Below are 15,137 nucleotides of genomic sequence, written 5' to 3'. Positions count from 1 at the left end.
GGTTCAGCTCGCGCCCAGCGTGCGGGTGAAGCCTTCCGGAATGACCAGGTCCGCCGGGCTCAGTTCGGTGATGGACGAGTGACCGAGACCCATGAGTCCCGAGTCGATGCCCATACGCATGAGGTCGAGAACGTTCTCGACGCCGGCCTGGCCGTTTGCCGAGAGGCCCCACAGGTACGCGCGGCCGAGCATGACTGCCTTGGCTCCGAGCGCAAGTGCCTTGACGACGTCGCCGCCGCGCCGGATGCCGCCGTCGAGAACAACTTCCACCTGATCGCCCACAGCTTCGGCGATACCCGGGAGCACGCGGATCGGCGCGGGGGTGCCGTCGAGGTTGTTGCCACCGTGGTTGGAGACGGAAATAGCGGAGACACCGGCGTCGACTGCGCGCTTGGCGTCGTCGATACGCATGATGCCCTTGAGCATGAAGGGGCCACCCCACTGCTCACGCAGCCAGGCGATGTCTTCCCACGTCGGAAGCGGGGTCTGCATCCACTCGCCGTACGCGCCGAAGAACGTCGGTGCCGGCTGACCGGGAGCCGCGAGGTTGGGTGTTGTCAGGTCCGGGATCTTGCCGGTCTTGGCGAACTCCAACAACCACTTCGGGCGCATGATGCCTTCGGGCGCGAACTGGAACATCGCCTTGAGGTCCATCTTCTCGGGGATGGACGGGCTGCCCCAGTCACGACCGTACGAGAAGGACCAGTCGGTGGTGATGATCAGGCCCTTGGCACCGGCAGCGCGAGCGCGCTCCATACGCTGCAGGAGCACGTCGCGGCTGCCGACCCAGTACATCTGGAAGAACACCTGCGGGTTCGCCGCAGCAACCTCTTCGATGGACTTGCTGGCAAAAGAACTCAGGCCGATGGCCGTCCCCCGCGCCGCGGCCGCACGTGCAACCGCTACCTCGCCGTCGGGGTGCACTGCCTGCACACCGGTCGGCGAGATCATCACCGGAAGCGAAATGTCCTGCCCCATAATGGTGGTGGCCATGTTCCGCTCGTTCGGCAATCCGGCCGCATGCGGAGCGAAACCCAGTTCGCTGTACGCCGCGACATTGTCGTCGACGGTCAGACCCTTTTCGGATCCGGCCACCAGCGCCGCATACACGGACTTGGGCAACCTCTTCTGCGCACGTCGCTGTGCTTCGGCGACGGTCTCGAAGAATGCGTTCTTTGCCATCAATCAAACCTCTCGTATCGCAAGTAGCCAGGAAAGCTACTTACATTCCCGCTAGCGGGTTTTCGTCACAAATCTTGGCGGGGGGACGCATCATCAGTGTCAGAGGCACCGATGCACGCGGGGTCTTACGCTGACCGGACCGGGAGTGGTCGACGCTGGACTTGGGGATCTCTCCCGCGCCGGCCAACGCCATTTCACCGTTTCCGATGACGCACTCGGGATCAGGTCCGTCCATGGGCAGTCCGGTGAAGAACTTGGCTGCCATGCAACCGCCGCGGCAGGAGTCGTAGTGGTTGCACTTGCTGCACGCGCCACCGGTCTGCGGCGAACGCAACTCCTGGAACAGATCCGAGTGCTGCCAGACGTGCTGGAAGCCACCGTCTTTCACGATGTTTCCGGCGAGGAACTGGTCGTGAATCGCGAACGGGCACGCGTACACGTCACCGACCGGGTCGATGAGGCACACCACGCGACCCGCGCCGCACAGGTTCAAGCCGGGCAGTGCATCGCCGAACGCGGACAGGTGGAAGAAGGAGTCGCCCGTCAGGACGCCCTCACCGTTGGCGACCAGCCAGTTGTAGAGCTCACGCTGCTGCTCGGGACGCGGATGCAAATCGTCCCACACGTCGGCGCCACGGCCCGACGGACGTAGGCGGGTGATGCGCAGGGTCGCGTCGTACTTGTCCGCGAGAGCCTTGAACTCGTCGAGCTGACTGACGTTGTGCCGCGTGACGACCACCGAAATCTTGGCGTCCTTGAAGCCGGCTTCCTTCAGGTTGGCAAGCGCACGCTCGGCCATCGCGAACGAACCCGGCCCACGCACAGCATCATTGACCTCAGCGGTGGCGCCGTCGATGGAAATCTGCACGTCGACGTAGTCGCTGGCGGCAAGGCGCGCAGCAACCTTCTTGTCGATCTTCACGCCGTTGGTGGAAAACTTCACACCAACCTGGTGGTCCGTCGCGTAGTCGACGAGCTCCCAGAAGTCGGAGCGCACGGTCGGCTCGCCGCCACCGATGTTGACGTAGAAAACCTGCATACGCTGCAGCTCGTCGATGATGGCCTTGCACTGCTCGGTGCTCAACTCGTTGGGGTCACGACGACCAGACGACGAGAGGCAGTGCACGCAGGACAGGTTGCAGGCGTAGGTGAGTTCCCACGTCAGGCAGATCGGTGCGTCGAGTCCGAGTTCGAACTGGTCGACGAGGCGACCCACCTGGGCGGGCGGGGAGGGCTGTTCAAGAACTGAGGTCATGGCTGTGTCCTCGCAAAGAAATGAAGCGGGCGAACGTGCAGAAGGGCTGTTCCACACGTGGGAGCGAGCGTCTGACTCAGACCGGCACGATCATGTGCGAGTCGGCGAGAGTGCTCAGCGCGCGGGCATATTGGGGAGCCGCGTCATCTTCGATGCCTTGCGCACGCAGTGCGGATCGGACATCAGGATGGTCTGGCAACGCCTTGACCACCGCAACGATGGTCGTGTTCTTCAGGAACGAGAGCTTGCGCGTTCCGAAGTGGTAGAGCAACGCCCCGAAAGGTTCGGGGCGAAGCGCTACCTGCGGGTGGAGTTTCCACCCCGCATCGAGATTCAAAGCAGGCACGGTCAGTACACGCCGCACATGCCGTCGATCGAAACCTCTTCGACCAGCGATTCTTCGATGAGGTCGTTGTCGAGTGCCTTATTGTCACGATCGGACATGGATTCCTCCTGAATCTGTGGTCACGAGTGGGACTTCACTGTGACTCGGTTCACCACTGTAATGGCATCGAGTGCAGAATGACAGACTGGGAGCATAAAAAGTATGCGAAGCCGCAAAAACCCGTCCGCTCGGATAGGTCGTCGCCCCTCCACGACCAGGGAGGGGATCTCTACGATCGGCATCGAACTCTTTTCCACACTCGGCTTCAACGAGGTCAGTGTCGACCAGATTGCCGACGCCGCCGGGATCGCTCGTCGGACGTTCTTCCGCTACTTTCCGTCGAAGAACGCCGTGCCGTGGGGCGACTTCGACGGGCACCTGGCTCAGATGCGTGAACACTTCAATTCCCTGCCCGAAGACATGCCATTGGTCGACGCCCTCGAGTCCGCACTCCTGACGTTCAACACGTTTCCCCCGGAAGAGACTGCCGTACACCGCAAACGGATGGAGCTCATCCTCACCGTGCCCACACTTCAGGCATACTCGTCGGTGATGTACGAAGGCTGGCGCCAGGTTGTCGCCGAGTACGCTGCCAAGCGAATGAACCTCGAAACGACCGATCACGGTCCCCGGACCGTGGGCTACCTTCTGCTCGGCGTCGCGATGGCCGCCTACGAACAGTGGCTCACCGACGATGCACTGGAACTACCCGAACTTCTGCGAACCGGAACGCAGTCCTTGCGTACCGGGATCAGCATCTGAGGAAGGCCCACCATGTCAGCACCCGCCGCACCGGTCATGGATTCACTTGCGCCCTCGACGCCTGGGCGATGGTCGTTCGGCCACGTCACGGTCGAGCGGGTGGCATCGGGTCCGCTCACTCTCGACCGCAGTGACGGCACACTTCTGGTGCGGCATTCCCTGACCGCGGACGACCTCAGCGAACGCCTCGTCGCGGGCGTGACCGCCTCGATCGAGGACGCCGACTTCGGACAGGACGAATTCGAACTCACGATGGTCGGACTGGTTCGCTCCACAGTTGACGGAGCCCTCGAATCCTGGACCACCTACTACCGGAATTCGCTACGCGAGCTACTGGACGGCAGTGCCGATTTCGCGCCCATCCACGAGAAGGCACACGAACTCGTGCGCGGCTCCGTCCTGGACCTCGGGTCGTGCTTCGGATTCCTGCCGTTGCGCCTTGCCGGCGCCGGAATGGACGTCACTGCGACGGATATCCTGCCGGGAACCATGATCCTGCTCGACGCGGTCGCCCCCGAACTGGGCATCACGATCAACACACTGATCTGCGACGCCGGTGAGGTACCCGCACCCGACAAGAGCGCGGACACCGTCACGGCGATTCACCTCCTCGAACACGTCGACAATGCCGTCGGCGAGAAGGTGATCGCGCAGGCTCTGCGGATCGCTCGCGAACGCGTTGTCATCGCGGTCCCGTTCGAGGACGAAGCAACTGCCTGCCACGGGCATATCCGGACCTTCGACCTCGAATCACTGCGTGCCGTCGGCGAGAAAACCGGCGTGCCCTTCGAGGTGTTCGAGCATCATGGTGGGTGGTTGGTGCTCGACGCACGCTAAGCGCGCTCTACCCGGCATCTTCCTTCAGGGTGTGCGCCACCAGAGCATTGGCATGACCGTGCCCCAGCCCGTGCTCGGACTTCAGCCAGTTGACCAGTTCCATGTGCTTGGTCAACTCGGAACTGCGGATCAACTTTTGCCACTCGCTGATCGGGCGGCCGTACTTCTTCTCGATCGACGGGAAGTACGACGCCGGGCCTTTCACAGGTTCAGTCATGACCCGAAATCTACAACGGCCATGGGCACGTCGTGTGTCATCTACGACGCTCTCGTGAGGTGCGTCGTCATCGTGTAGTCCTTGCTCGGCCCGGTCACCGTCCACTCGACCGACCACGCAGCCTGCGAATCTGCTGCAGCTTCCTCGACAGCAATGTCGATGTCGATGCGGCCCCGGTAGGTATCCGCGCCGCACAGATGCTCGACGTCGTCTCCGGGCGCCCAGTCGTGAAACTCTCGGCCGTCCTCGAAGGTGACTGCCCAATCGCCGTCGTGCCGCTCGATGAACAGAGTTCGGTAAACGGGCAACTCCAGGTCACCGTCGAACAATGTTCCACTCTCGTACCAGCGAAGTCGGCCGCCGTCGGCACCTTCGATTGTGGTGGTTCCCGCGACACGCTTTGTTACGTCTGCACGGCGGTCGACGATCCTTCGCTCGAAGTTCCACTCCCCTACCAGGGCATGTGGATCGAGGTGCATGTCGTTGACCATCTGCCGATTCTAGTTGCCCGTCCGTGGCGTATGTTCCGGGTACAGACCTACCCGCAGGAGATCCAGAAGAACATGAACGATTCTGCCGCGCCCCGTCATCGCTCCGTCTACGCCGAAGATCTCCGGATCGGCCAGACCATGGAGCTGGATTCGTACACGGTGTCCGAGGACGAAATTCTCGACTTTGCATCGCAGTGGGATCCGCAGTGGTTCCACACCGACAAACAGGCTGCCGAATCCGGCGTGTTCGGCGGGTTGATCGGCAGCGGAGTGCACACTTTGGCCATCTGCCAGAAACTTGTGGTCGCGAGCATCTACGACCGCTGGAACGTCATCGCCGGCAAGTCCATGCGCGACATACGGTTTCTCCGCCCCCTGCGTCCCGGCGACACATTGAGTGGCACGCTCACCGTGGACAACGTGGTGCTCGACGGCCGCGCTCGCGGGTTGGTGACGACAACCGCCGAATTGGTTGACGCGCAGGGCAATCGCATGTTCGAGGTTGTCACCGACGCGTACCTCCACTGCCGACCGAAGTAGTGACCGACTCCCTACAGACGGACGTCACGGCGCGCGAACGCCGCAATCGCGGCCACACCGAGAACCAGAGCCAGAGCGGTCAACACGACTAGCGGCAGAGCCGTCACCACTTCGGCGGGTGCTGTCGGTACGTGAGTGAACGGTGACAGGTCCAGGACTACTTGGGGAAGCTTGAACAGCACGCCGAATTGCCCGAGAACGATGCAGGCCGCAAAAATGCCCCAGGACAGCGACGACGCAATCGCCGGAAACAGTCCGAAAACCAAAGCCACGACTGCAAGAACGACCAGCACCGCCGGTAGATACGCCAGCGCCGCGCCGGTCATCCTTGCAGTGTTGCCGGCGATGTCGTCGGTAACCAAGCCGAAAGCGAACCCGGTGAACGCGCCGGCCAGAATGTGCGCGAGCACCACCCCGCCGACAACAATGCTCACGTGCGAGAGCAACCACTTCCAGCGCGGAAGTGCCGTAGCCAGCAACGGTTCCAACCTCCCCGAGGACTCTTCCCCGTGCATGCGGAGAATGCTCTGAACCGCATATGCCGCAATGACTATCGACAGGAAACCCAACGCGGTCGCGAGGTACGCGTCGACCAAGGCGGCCGATCCCCCACCAAGTTGCTCGAAAAGATCAGCGGTCTGCTGGGACGAACCCACCAACTGGTCGATCTCGTTTCCGACTGCCCCGTAAGCGAATCCGAGAACGACCACCGAGAACAGCCACCAGAACATCGTCACTCTCTGCATGCGCCACGCCAGACCCCACGCCGACGGCAACCACCGCGCAGCAACCGGCGGTCCCGGCCTCGGCTGGACCAGCCCAGCCCCTTGGTCGCGATGGCCGATGAGCACGTCGGCAATCGCGATGTGGACTGCGGCAAAACCGAAGAGCAACAGCAGTATCCACCAGGCGTTGTCGTCGAACGGTCGTATCTGTTGTGCCCATCCGATCGGCGACAGCCACGACATCCACCCACTGACCACGCGAGTACCGTCGTCCACCACGGTACTGTCGACGTCGCCGACGGCCCGCAGCATGAACGCAATTCCGATAGCCGCGCCCGCAATCCCGTTTGCCGCGCGCGCACCGTCGGTGATTTGAGCCGCCACGGCGGCGACGCCGGCAAACGCGATACCGGTGCCGCCGATCGACGCTCCCAGCGCCAGCGAACCGCCTGCCGGAAATCCGATGGCCACCAGACCGACTGCACTGGCAAGAGCCAGAACGATATTCGCACCGATCGTGACAACAAGCGCAGAGGTCAGGAGCGCACGCCTGCCGACAACCGCCGCGCCGATCATCTCGGCGCGTCCGGTCTCCTCGTTCTGCCGAGTGTGACGCACCACCGCCAGCGTGCTCATCAATGCCGCAGCCAAGGCAAACACCAGAACGCTCTGGCTCGCGACAATCGCCCCCTCGGAGTACCCCGACACTATGCCGTTGGTGGCAAGCGCCACGGGCGAGACTGCGGACCCGACTGCAACGGAACGTAATTCCTCCGGCGTGCTGTAGAGGCCGCCCACACTGGCAGCGACGAAGACCAGGAACACGGTCAGCGATATCAGCCACACCGGGAGCTGAATTCGATCGCGTCGCAACGCAAGCCGAACCAACCGTGACGTACCGGTGAACTGAGTTCCCTCTGATGCGTCGACCGGCCTGGTCAGAACGGTCACGGCCGCGCCCCAGACTCCGCGCGCAGATGCTCCGAACTCTCCTTCGCTCGTTCGTCCCCGTAATGACGCAGAAACAGTTCCTCGAGAGTTGGGGGCGTCGACGTCAGCGCCACGATCCCGAAGCCGACAAGATGTTCCATCAGTGCGCCGAGCCGAACACTGTCGACCTCGCACTTCACGTGGTCACCGTCCACGAGCACGTCGTACGTGCCCTCGAACGCGTCGAGTCCGGTGACCGGCGTGCGCGTCGTGACCGACACCGACGTGCGGGTCAGATGCCGCAGTTCCGACAGCGTTCCGGACTCCACTGTTCGCCCGTCACGAATGATGCTGACACGATCACACAGCGCTTCCACCTCTGCCAGAATGTGACTCGACAGCAGAACCGTCTTCCCGGCATGGGCCAACTCGCGCACACAGTCCTGGAAAACCGCCTCCATCAACGGGTCGAGGCCGGACGTCGGTTCGTCGAGAACGTACAGATCGACATCCGAAGCGAAGGCGGCGACGAGCGCCACTTTCTGCCGGTTCCCTTTCGAGTACGTTCTCGCCTTCTTCGTCGGATCGAGCTCGAAACGATCGAGTAACTCTGCACGCGTGGACACATCGATCCCGCCGCGCAAACCGGCAAGCAGGTCGATCGACTCACCACCGGTCAAGTTCGGCCACAAATTCACCTCACCCGGCACGTACGCCAGCCGCCGATGCAGGGCTACGGAATCACGCCACGGATCCCCACCGAGGACCGTCGCCTCACCGGAATCCGAACGTAGTAGGCCGAGCAGTACCCGAATGGTGGTCGACTTACCTGAACCATTCGGCCCGAGAAATCCGTGAATCTCGCCTTCGGAAACCTCGAGATCCAAGCCGTCCAACGCTCGGGTCGGGCCGAACGTCTTGACCAGGTCATTCACCGAAACTGCGGCACCCATGAATTCGACCGTACGCTGATTTCACAAATGTGTGAAGATAGAAAAACGTAAAGATCGGACACTCCCCGATGATCGATATGAACCAGACCGAATTGAACCAGACCGACCATCCCGATGAGAGCAGACAGTTGGTCGAGCGCCTCTCGCTGGTCCTGATCAACATGGGCTTCCCGCCCATGCCGGCGCGCGTCTGGGCCGCACTGATGACCAGCAATAAGCCGTCGTCGACTCCCGGCGATCTCGGTGAGGTACTCGGCGTGAGCCCCGCCGCCATTTCCGGCGCGGTGCGATATCTACAGCAGGTCAGCCTGATCGAACGCGTCGCCGTTCCGGGATCACGGCGTCAGCACTACCGCGTGAGCGTCGACCTGTGGGCCGACGCGTTTGTCACCAAACAGTCTGCGCTGTACCAGGTATCGGAGGTAGCAGCAGAAGGAATTCGTGTTCTTGGGGAAGGCACACGCGGCAGCGAACGTATGGCCGACCTTCGCGACTTCTTCGACTTCATGGCCGCGGAGATGCCGAGGATGCTGGCCGACTGGCGAGCAAAGCGAGCCTAGATCAATCCTTGCTTGCTGGCCGCGTACACGGCCTCGGCACGCCGACTCACCTCGAGTTTGCGCATGATGTTGCTGACGTGGAACTTCACCGTCGTCGGTGAGATGAACAACCTCTCACCGATCCTGATGTTGGACAACCCGTTTGCGAGCAACCGCAGTACTTCGAGTTCACGATCCGTCAGACGGTCCTTGGTCGTCGACTGTCCGTTCAGCGAGCGCACCACCGCGGAAGCACTGCGCGAATCGAATGCGCTCTCACCACGAGATACCGCCCGAATCGCACGGACCAACTCCGTGGTGTCGACGTCTTTGACAACGTATCCACGCGCTCCCGCATGGACAGCTCGTACAACCAGTTGGTCGTCGAGAAATGTTGTGAGTACCAGCAATCCGAGTTTCGGATGCGCCGCGGACAACTGCGAGCACAGCGTCAATCCCTCGTAGTCCGAACTTGCCGAGAGTTTGAGGTCCATGAGCACGATGTCGGGGCTGACCCGATCGACAACCGACAATGCCTCCGGTAGCGACGATGCCTCACCGACGATGCGCAAATCGTTCTCTCGCTCGAGCACCGACCGCAGTCCTTGCCGCAGTATCGCGTGATCGTCGACAAGCACAATGCGGACAACACGGCTCTCGGTTGGCCTGGCAGGGTCTCTGGGCCCGACATGGTCGGCCGCGACGGGGCGTGCTGTAGTCATCGTTCCTCGATCTCGGTTGTGGGACACGTATCTTCGCTGTCAGTCTCGGCAGCGCTGTCAGACTCAGTTGCACTGTCAGGCCCGGTAGCAAGTGGCACCCGAACCAGCACTTGCACTCCCCCGATTCTCGCCCGGCGAACGTCGAGCGTGCCTCCCAATTCGCGAGCCCGGGACTGCATGTTGGCCAAGCCCCGGTGCCGCCCGTCGAGATCGTTGCTTGCCGCGAGCTTGAGGATCAGTCGCATCCGCGCGGGATCTCCGTCACCGTCGTCCGAAATGGACAAGATGACGGTCTCGGCGCGATACGTCAACCGGAGAACCGCCCGGGTGGCGTGGGCGTGAACAGCCGCGTTGAAGAGCGCTTCGCCCGCAATCCGCAACAATGCGTGCTCGGTTCCACCGGGAAGCTCGGCCGGTGTGCCCCCGACTCGCAGGCTCACCGCCAACTCGTCGGGCATGTGGACCACACTGAGCTGCTCGAGCATCTCCGGCAACGAGGTCCGGCCTTCGTCCGACGAGTGGTTGAGCGCGTAAATTGCCGAGCGCAGTTGCTCTACGGCTCTCCTGGTCAGATCCTTTGCCAGGTCCAGTCTTTCGCTTCGCTCGGCGTCGGGAATGTCGCTGCGGCACACTTCGATCTGCATGCCCGCCGAAAGCACCGCCTGGGTCACACTGTCATGCAGTTCACGGGCGATGCGGTGACGTTCGTCGTCGACCACCTGGTGCCGGTGCGCCACCCCGAGTTGACGTTGCGTCGATTCCAGCTCACTGTTTCGCACCGCCAAATCGGCAGCAGTTCGATTGGCCTCGGCAAATGCCTCTTCGGCACGCGCCAACAGCAGTTGCCCGCGCTGGTACAAAGCCGAATTCTGCAGCGCAACAGCCGTTTGACTGGCCAAGATGCTGAGCACTGCACCGTCGGTGGAATCGAGAGTGCGATTCTGCGGAGTCCAGGCCGCAAAGGCGCCGACCACACCGCCTCCGAGCACGATCGGCACAAACGCATAGTGGGGATCGACCACGGAATTCGATTCGATACTGCCGCAACGAATGTCGTTGAGACAATCCACCACATCGTCCGGCAACGGCGGGCCCTCCACGTTGTCGACCAGGAACGGAGTGGCGTCCGGCCCGAGAACCAACCGCCGCGGCCCCGCGTCGGGCAGAGTACCGTCGGCAAGCGCAAAAACCACCCACTGCGCACTCAAATGAGCACGGGCGGCCTCGGCAACAGCACAGACCAGCGTCTCCGGGCCGTCGACGGTTCGAACCAGCGCCCGCGAAATCAACTCCAACGCGTGCACGACGCGCTCGAGCCGTTCGGCCGCGCCTCGGTACTGCGGATAGAAGGTGCTCTTTCCCGAACGTAATCCGGTGAGCCTCGACAGGTCTGCGGTCATGACCTCACTCGCTTCACAGTGCACTCCGGAACAACGCCACCATCTGTTCCTGTGTGGCTTCACGCGGATTAGTGGACATGCACGCATCACGCAGTGCAAAACTTGCCAACCGGCTCAAGTCCTCTTCCCGAACACCCAACTCGGCCAATCCCTTCGGTACCCCAACCTCACGGGCAAGCCGTTCGACCCGATCCGCCACCGCCAACGCGGCTTCTTCGGCACTGCCTCGTTGCTCCGGTAGGTTCAGCGCCGCAGCAATTGCCACGAACGGTGCCGCGTCGGTTGTGGAGTTGAAGCGAATAACGTGGGGAAGCAAAATCCCGTTGATGACGCCGTGCGGGAGATCCAGCATGCCGCCCACCTGATGACTCATCGCGTGGGCCGCGCCGAGAATTGCGTTGGTGAAGGCAAGCCCGGCCTCGAGGCTCGCCTGAGCCATGACGGATCGGGCCTCCATTTCCATCGGCTCATGAATTGTGCGCACCAGATTCTCGGTAACCAAGCCGACCGCGCGCAGTGCGTGATGATCCGTGAGCGGATTATGGGCGAGCGATACAAAAGCCTCGATGCCGTGCGTCAACGCGTCCAATCCGGTTGCGGCATTGAGCCACTCGGGCATGGTTGTGAGCAAACGCGGATCGATGACCGTGACATCGGGAACCAATGCTCGTCCGATGATCGTGATCTTCGTGCCCCTGGCAGTGTCCGTGACAATGCAGAACTGGGATACATCCGCTCCGGTACCCGATGTGGTCGGCACCATCACCAGAGGAGGAATCGGCTTCGTCGCTTGATCGACCCCCTCGTAATCGAGGATGTGTCCACCGTTTGCAGCCAGAACCGCGACGCCCTTGGCCGCATCGATGACAGACCCACCACCGAGCGCGATGATGACATCACACTCACCCTCCTGGTACACCTCGAAACCGGCTGCAATCTCGTAATCCTTCGGATTGGGAGTCAGCCCCGCCCAGACCGTCGACCGCAACCCCTGCTCGGCCAGGTGCGCCTCGAGTTCACTGACCCATCCCGACTCGACCAGGCCTGGGTCGGTGACGAGAAAGGGACGAAAACCGCCGAATCGGAGAGTTGCGTGAGCGGCTTCGACCAACGAGCCGATTCCGAACACAATTTCCGGGGCATGGAACTTCACCAATCGCGCAGCAGCGTCTCGGGGGCGCGCAGCTCCGTCATGACGGTGTCCACCTGCGTCATGACGCTGCTCACCTGCGTCAACGGCATCCGGAACATCCACCGACACGGCTCCCACTCTCCTCTCGCAGGGCGCCGAGACTGTGATCCACTTAACAAGCGCCGGTTCCGAGACTACGCGGGCATCGACAGACGCACACCCGCCCAAGGAGAGGTGAATACCTACCCGATCGGGTAGGTGCGAGGTTCCTTAACGGTGATCCCGTCTGACGAACACCACGAACGCGATGCCTGCGAGGAAGCCGACCGAGGTCGGCCCGAGGAGCAACCCCGAATACAACCACGGGCAGGTTCTGCAGGGAACAGGTCCAGGTAACCCGGTCCGGATTGCTTTCCCACCTCAGCGAAGCGCGTGACCCAGTTCAGCCGCCTTGGTCATCAACTGCGCGGCATCACGTGCCACCACAACCTCGTCGCAGATCTTCGAGTACTCCGGCATCGCACACGACGCCTGGTTCCAGTAGCGCTGTGATTCCGGAGTGATCCAGGCCAAGCGATGAACCTTGCGTCGCAGTTCTTCGAGCTTCTCCACCTGTGGTGGCAATCCGTTGCACCGCCCGTCTCCGACGATGATGACCGACGTTCGCGCGTTCAATGCGTTGCCGTGCTCGTCCAGCAATTCGGTGAGCACCCGCCCGTAATCGCTACTGGCTTCCAGATCCAGGCCAGGATGCGCCAAGACCGCCGCCAGAGCGCCGTCACCACTGCTGGCGAGCAGCGTGTCCGTGACATCGACGGGTCGATCGACGAACGCGAGCACTTCACAACGATCGGCCCGGCGATGCATCGCTTGCGCCAGTCGCAACGTGAATGCGGTGATCGGCCTGACCGACAGTGAGACGTCGGCGATCAACAACAACCGAACCCGCTCGGGGCGCGGCGCTTTCACCACAAGGTGAAAAGGAATGCCATCGGTCCGCAAACTCGACCGTACCGTCCGGCGCATGTCGAGACGCCCACGAGAGCGTTCGCGCGGGCGCGGCCTCGACGGGCCTCGCATCCGCCGCAGCACTTCGTGGCACGCCAGTTCGATGTCGTTGTGTGAAGGGCCGGCAGCCGATTCACTGTCCGGCGCATCAGGAGCGGACTCCGCGAGAGCAGCGGCGGAGAGTGCCTGGACAAACGCTTCGACAGCTTCGACCAAGCGGTTCAACTGTGCCGGCGTCAGCGGTCCGTCGTCGGAGACGTCCGCGTAGGCCTTGCTCGGATCGTATGCGTCGAGCCACGCGAGAATAGACGTCGGATCGTCCCAGGACAACGAACCCACCACTGCAGCAGCAACACTGGTGCTGAGGTCCCCGACTACTGCCGACGATGCTCGGTCCACGTCCACGGTGTAGCTGACTCCCCGGCGACCGGTCTCGGAACCGGTGTCCACCGACAGTTCGGCATCACTCGACGTCATCGACACGTCGTCGTCGTCCTTGTGCGGGTTGAATCCCTTTTCTGCCTCCGGAGTATCGAAATAGTCGCCCACCTCGGCGGCACGCTCGTTGTACTCCGCGTATCGGCCGACTTCCTGATCCTCGTCGATACCGAGCGCGGTAGGCAGGCCGTCGGCAACTTCCGCTCTGGACGCGATACGTTCGGCATTCTTCGCGTCTCGCTTCGGACGGAACAGCGCGTCGAATGCCCGATCGAAGCCCGGTTGCTCGTGAGAATACTTGGCGCACACCGACCGTAGGCAGGCACGCAAGACGTCGCGATCCGACGCCCCGACCATCGCCAGCACTCGCCGAACCTCGATGACTTCGGCCGGCGACGCCGACACTCCGGCCGCCCTCAGCAATCGGCCGAAGCTCGCCGACACCACGTCGAGGACGAACGACGGCTTTTCGGTAGCGCTGAGCATTGTCATCGCGACGAGCGGAGTCCGCTGCCGCCACGGACTCCCTGTTGATTCGAGTCCCGCCCGCCGGTCCCCCGGAACACGGCCGTCGTCGTGTTCGCAGGCCTGCTTGCGACAGTGGCACGTTCGACTGGCGCGTCACTGCTACCCAATGTCGGCTCCAGCACTTTCCCGTCAAATCGCTCCTGTGCGAGCGTCACATCCGACGAGTACTTGAGTAGCGCTGCCAGCAGGATATCGCGCACCTTGGCGTCCGACGACGCACCCAATCCGCTGGCCGCGAGAACCGTTGCCGCTCTTGACGCATCGATCACCTCGGAGATGGACGGACTCTTGCGCAATGGAAGATCGCGCAGAATCCGAGCCAATTCGACTACCTCGGACGCGGTGGCCTGATCGACCTCCGGTGCACGGGCAGTGACGATCTCACGCTCACGCTCCGACGTCGGGTAACCGAGATGGTAGTGCAGACAGCGGCGCTTGAGCGCCGGCGACAGTTCACGAGTGTCGTTGGAGGTCAGGATGACCCAGGGTTGCGACCGAGCCACGAAGGTACCGACCTCGGGAATGGTGATCTGCTGCTCCGCGAGAATTTCCAGGAGAAGCGCCTCCATGGATTCCTCGGTGCGGTCCACTTCGTCAACCAGGAGCACCACCGGTTCCGGTGACAGGATCGCTTCGAGTAGCGGCCGCACGGACAGGAAGTTCTCGGAGTACAACCCGAAATCTTGATCTGCCAGAAACTTCGACGCTTCGGCAACGCTGTCGAACTCCGAGACCTGGTCGCTGATCCGGTCGCGAAGCATCTGCACGTGCAGCAGTTGCTTGGCGTAGTCCCATTCGTACAGCGCCCGGTTGTCGTCCAGCCCTTCGTAGCACTGCAGACGCACAAGCTTGCGGCCGCCGACCGCAGCCAGAGACTTCGCGAGCTCGGTCTTGCCTACCCCGGCCGGCCCTTCCAGCAGGAGCGGACGCCCCAATGCCGTCGCAAGATGAACTACCACCGCAAACTCGTCGTCGGCGATGTAGTCCTGCTCTCGCAGAGCATCTTTCAGGTCTACTCCGGAGGAGAAGGCTCGGGACATGGGGGCGTTCCTTTCATAGCGATACGCGCTGTGCGCCTTTATCAACCGCCCGC

17 protein-coding genes are annotated in these 15,137 nt (G+C 62.5%); 4 read left to right on the top strand and 13 right to left on the bottom strand.

Annotated features, from left to right (window positions below; translation table 11 throughout):
• Positions 1–3: 3 nt before the first annotated feature.
• The 4 genes from mftD to mftA form a co-directional block, all read right to left on the bottom strand.
• Positions 4–1,182, bottom strand: coding sequence for a pre-mycofactocin synthase MftD (mftD, locus tag ACFRFQ_RS04270; RefSeq protein ID WP_378447238.1), 1,179 nt, complete (start codon positions 1,180–1,182; stop codon positions 4–6).
• A gap of 40 nt (positions 1,183–1,222) precedes the next feature.
• On the bottom strand, positions 1,223–2,437 hold the full coding sequence (mftC, locus tag ACFRFQ_RS04265; RefSeq protein WP_138869577.1) for a mycofactocin radical SAM maturase: 1,215 nt from the start codon (positions 2,435–2,437) through the stop codon (positions 1,223–1,225).
• Between the two features lie 76 nt (positions 2,438–2,513).
• Positions 2,514–2,801 (bottom strand): mycofactocin biosynthesis chaperone MftB, encoded by a 288-nt coding sequence (gene mftB / locus ACFRFQ_RS04260; RefSeq protein ID WP_033236400.1) that lies wholly within the window; start codon positions 2,799–2,801, stop codon positions 2,514–2,516.
• Positions 2,786–2,881, bottom strand: coding sequence for a mycofactocin precursor MftA (gene mftA / locus ACFRFQ_RS04255; RefSeq protein WP_072782308.1), 96 nt, complete (start codon positions 2,879–2,881; stop codon positions 2,786–2,788). Before mftA ends, mftB begins: the two co-directional genes overlap by 16 nt.
• A gap of 103 nt (positions 2,882–2,984) precedes the next feature.
• On the opposite strand from mftA, the gene mftR reads away from it, so the two are divergent.
• Both mftR and mftM read left to right on the top strand, forming a co-directional pair.
• Positions 2,985–3,584: a mycofactocin system transcriptional regulator gene (gene mftR, locus ACFRFQ_RS04250; protein WP_378653393.1), complete on the top strand. Its 600-nt coding sequence runs from the start codon at positions 2,985–2,987 to the stop codon at positions 3,582–3,584.
• Between the two features lie 12 nt (positions 3,585–3,596).
• Positions 3,597–4,421: a mycofactocin oligosaccharide methyltransferase MftM gene (gene mftM / locus ACFRFQ_RS04245; protein ID WP_378653390.1), complete on the top strand. Its 825-nt coding sequence runs from the start codon at positions 3,597–3,599 to the stop codon at positions 4,419–4,421.
• 7 nt (positions 4,422–4,428) lie between these two features.
• Here the strand turns inward: mftM and ACFRFQ_RS04240 are convergent, their stop codons facing one another.
• Together ACFRFQ_RS04240 and ACFRFQ_RS04235 are read right to left on the bottom strand one after the other, a co-directional pair.
• Positions 4,429–4,638: a DUF4287 domain-containing protein gene (locus ACFRFQ_RS04240; RefSeq protein ID WP_378653388.1), complete on the bottom strand. Its 210-nt coding sequence runs from the start codon at positions 4,636–4,638 to the stop codon at positions 4,429–4,431.
• A 41-nt stretch (positions 4,639–4,679) separates the two neighbouring features.
• On the bottom strand, positions 4,680–5,129 hold the full coding sequence (locus ACFRFQ_RS04235; RefSeq protein ID WP_378653385.1) for a DUF6314 family protein: 450 nt from the start codon (positions 5,127–5,129) through the stop codon (positions 4,680–4,682).
• Between the two features lie 72 nt (positions 5,130–5,201).
• Here ACFRFQ_RS04235 and ACFRFQ_RS04230 point away from each other — a divergent pair, with 72 nt between their 5' ends.
• On the top strand, positions 5,202–5,669 hold the full coding sequence (locus ACFRFQ_RS04230; RefSeq protein WP_378653383.1) for a MaoC/PaaZ C-terminal domain-containing protein: 468 nt from the start codon (positions 5,202–5,204) through the stop codon (positions 5,667–5,669).
• Positions 5,670–5,680: 11 nt separating this feature from the next.
• Here the strand turns inward: ACFRFQ_RS04230 and ACFRFQ_RS04225 are convergent, their stop codons facing one another.
• Together ACFRFQ_RS04225 and ACFRFQ_RS04220 are read right to left on the bottom strand one after the other, a co-directional pair.
• On the bottom strand, positions 5,681–7,345 hold the full coding sequence (locus ACFRFQ_RS04225) for an ABC transporter permease (RefSeq protein ID WP_378653381.1): 1,665 nt from the start codon (positions 7,343–7,345) through the stop codon (positions 5,681–5,683).
• Positions 7,342–8,277, bottom strand: coding sequence for an ATP-binding cassette domain-containing protein (locus ACFRFQ_RS04220; protein ID WP_378653378.1), 936 nt, complete (start codon positions 8,275–8,277; stop codon positions 7,342–7,344). Before ACFRFQ_RS04220 ends, ACFRFQ_RS04225 begins: the two co-directional genes overlap by 4 nt.
• Positions 8,278–8,354: 77 nt before the next feature.
• Between ACFRFQ_RS04220 and ACFRFQ_RS04215 the strand changes: the two genes are divergently transcribed.
• Entirely contained in the window at positions 8,355–8,837 is a 483-nt protein-coding gene (locus ACFRFQ_RS04215) for a GbsR/MarR family transcriptional regulator (RefSeq protein ID WP_378653376.1), read from the top strand.
• Here the strand turns inward: ACFRFQ_RS04215 and ACFRFQ_RS04210 are convergent.
• The 5 genes from ACFRFQ_RS04210 to ACFRFQ_RS04190 form a co-directional block, all read right to left on the bottom strand.
• Positions 8,834–9,538: a response regulator gene (locus tag ACFRFQ_RS04210; RefSeq protein ID WP_378653373.1), complete on the bottom strand. Its 705-nt coding sequence runs from the start codon at positions 9,536–9,538 to the stop codon at positions 8,834–8,836. The genes ACFRFQ_RS04215 and ACFRFQ_RS04210 overlap by 4 nt on opposite strands.
• A complete protein-coding gene (locus ACFRFQ_RS04205; protein ID WP_378653371.1) occupies positions 9,535–10,938 on the bottom strand; it encodes a histidine kinase in 1,404 nt (467 codons plus the stop codon). The genes ACFRFQ_RS04210 and ACFRFQ_RS04205 overlap by 4 nt, the downstream gene beginning before the upstream one ends.
• A gap of 13 nt (positions 10,939–10,951) precedes the next feature.
• Complete coding sequence (locus ACFRFQ_RS04200; protein WP_378653541.1) at positions 10,952–12,094, bottom strand: iron-containing alcohol dehydrogenase; 1,143 nt, start codon at positions 12,092–12,094, stop codon at positions 10,952–10,954.
• A gap of 396 nt (positions 12,095–12,490) precedes the next feature.
• Positions 12,491–14,008 (bottom strand): VWA domain-containing protein, encoded by a 1,518-nt coding sequence (locus ACFRFQ_RS04195; RefSeq protein ID WP_378653368.1) that lies wholly within the window; start codon positions 14,006–14,008, stop codon positions 12,491–12,493.
• The gene (locus ACFRFQ_RS04190; RefSeq protein WP_378653365.1) at positions 14,005–15,084 is read right to left on the bottom strand and encodes an AAA family ATPase; all 1,080 of its coding nucleotides are present in this window, start codon (positions 15,082–15,084) and stop codon (positions 14,005–14,007) included. The genes ACFRFQ_RS04195 and ACFRFQ_RS04190 overlap by 4 nt, the downstream gene beginning before the upstream one ends.
• Positions 15,085–15,137: the final 53 nt, after the last annotated feature.

The organism is Rhodococcus sp. NPDC056743 (assembly GCF_042790355.1).
GTDB lineage: Bacteria > Actinomycetota > Actinomycetes > Mycobacteriales > Mycobacteriaceae > Rhodococcus_F.
The sequence above is the reverse complement of the archived record's forward strand: the minus strand, read 5'-3'. Positions and strand labels throughout refer to the sequence as shown.

Excerpts from the sequence above, each read along its gene's own strand:
- ACFRFQ_RS04240 (WP_378653388.1), bottom strand. The coding sequence starts at position 4,638 with ATGACTGAACCTGTGAAAGGCCCGGCGTCGTACTTCCCGTCGATCGAG.
- ACFRFQ_RS04190 (WP_378653365.1), bottom strand. The coding sequence starts at position 15,084 with ATGTCCCGAGCCTTCTCCTCCGGAGTAGACCTGAAAGATGCTCTGCGA.
- ACFRFQ_RS04230 (WP_378653383.1), top strand. The coding sequence starts at position 5,202 with ATGAACGATTCTGCCGCGCCCCGTCATCGCTCCGTCTACGCCGAAGAT.
- mftM (WP_378653390.1), top strand. The coding sequence starts at position 3,597 with ATGTCAGCACCCGCCGCACCGGTCATGGATTCACTTGCGCCCTCGACG.
- ACFRFQ_RS04235 (WP_378653385.1), bottom strand. The coding sequence starts at position 5,129 with ATGGTCAACGACATGCACCTCGATCCACATGCCCTGGTAGGGGAGTGG.
- mftC (WP_138869577.1), bottom strand. The coding sequence starts at position 2,437 with ATGACCTCAGTTCTTGAACAGCCCTCCCCGCCCGCCCAGGTGGGTCGC.
- mftA (WP_072782308.1), bottom strand. The coding sequence starts at position 2,881 with ATGTCCGATCGTGACAATAAGGCACTCGACAACGACCTCATCGAAGAA.
- ACFRFQ_RS04210 (WP_378653373.1), bottom strand. The coding sequence starts at position 9,538 with ATGACTACAGCACGCCCCGTCGCGGCCGACCATGTCGGGCCCAGAGAC.
- mftR (WP_378653393.1), top strand. The coding sequence starts at position 2,985 with ATGCGAAGCCGCAAAAACCCGTCCGCTCGGATAGGTCGTCGCCCCTCC.
- ACFRFQ_RS04220 (WP_378653378.1), bottom strand. The coding sequence starts at position 8,277 with ATGGGTGCCGCAGTTTCGGTGAATGACCTGGTCAAGACGTTCGGCCCG.
- ACFRFQ_RS04205 (WP_378653371.1), bottom strand. The coding sequence starts at position 10,938 with ATGACCGCAGACCTGTCGAGGCTCACCGGATTACGTTCGGGAAAGAGC.
- mftD (WP_378447238.1), bottom strand. The coding sequence starts at position 1,182 with ATGGCAAAGAACGCATTCTTCGAGACCGTCGCCGAAGCACAGCGACGT.
- ACFRFQ_RS04195 (WP_378653368.1), bottom strand. The coding sequence starts at position 14,008 with ATGACAATGCTCAGCGCTACCGAAAAGCCGTCGTTCGTCCTCGACGTG.
- ACFRFQ_RS04215 (WP_378653376.1), top strand. The coding sequence starts at position 8,355 with ATGAACCAGACCGAATTGAACCAGACCGACCATCCCGATGAGAGCAGA.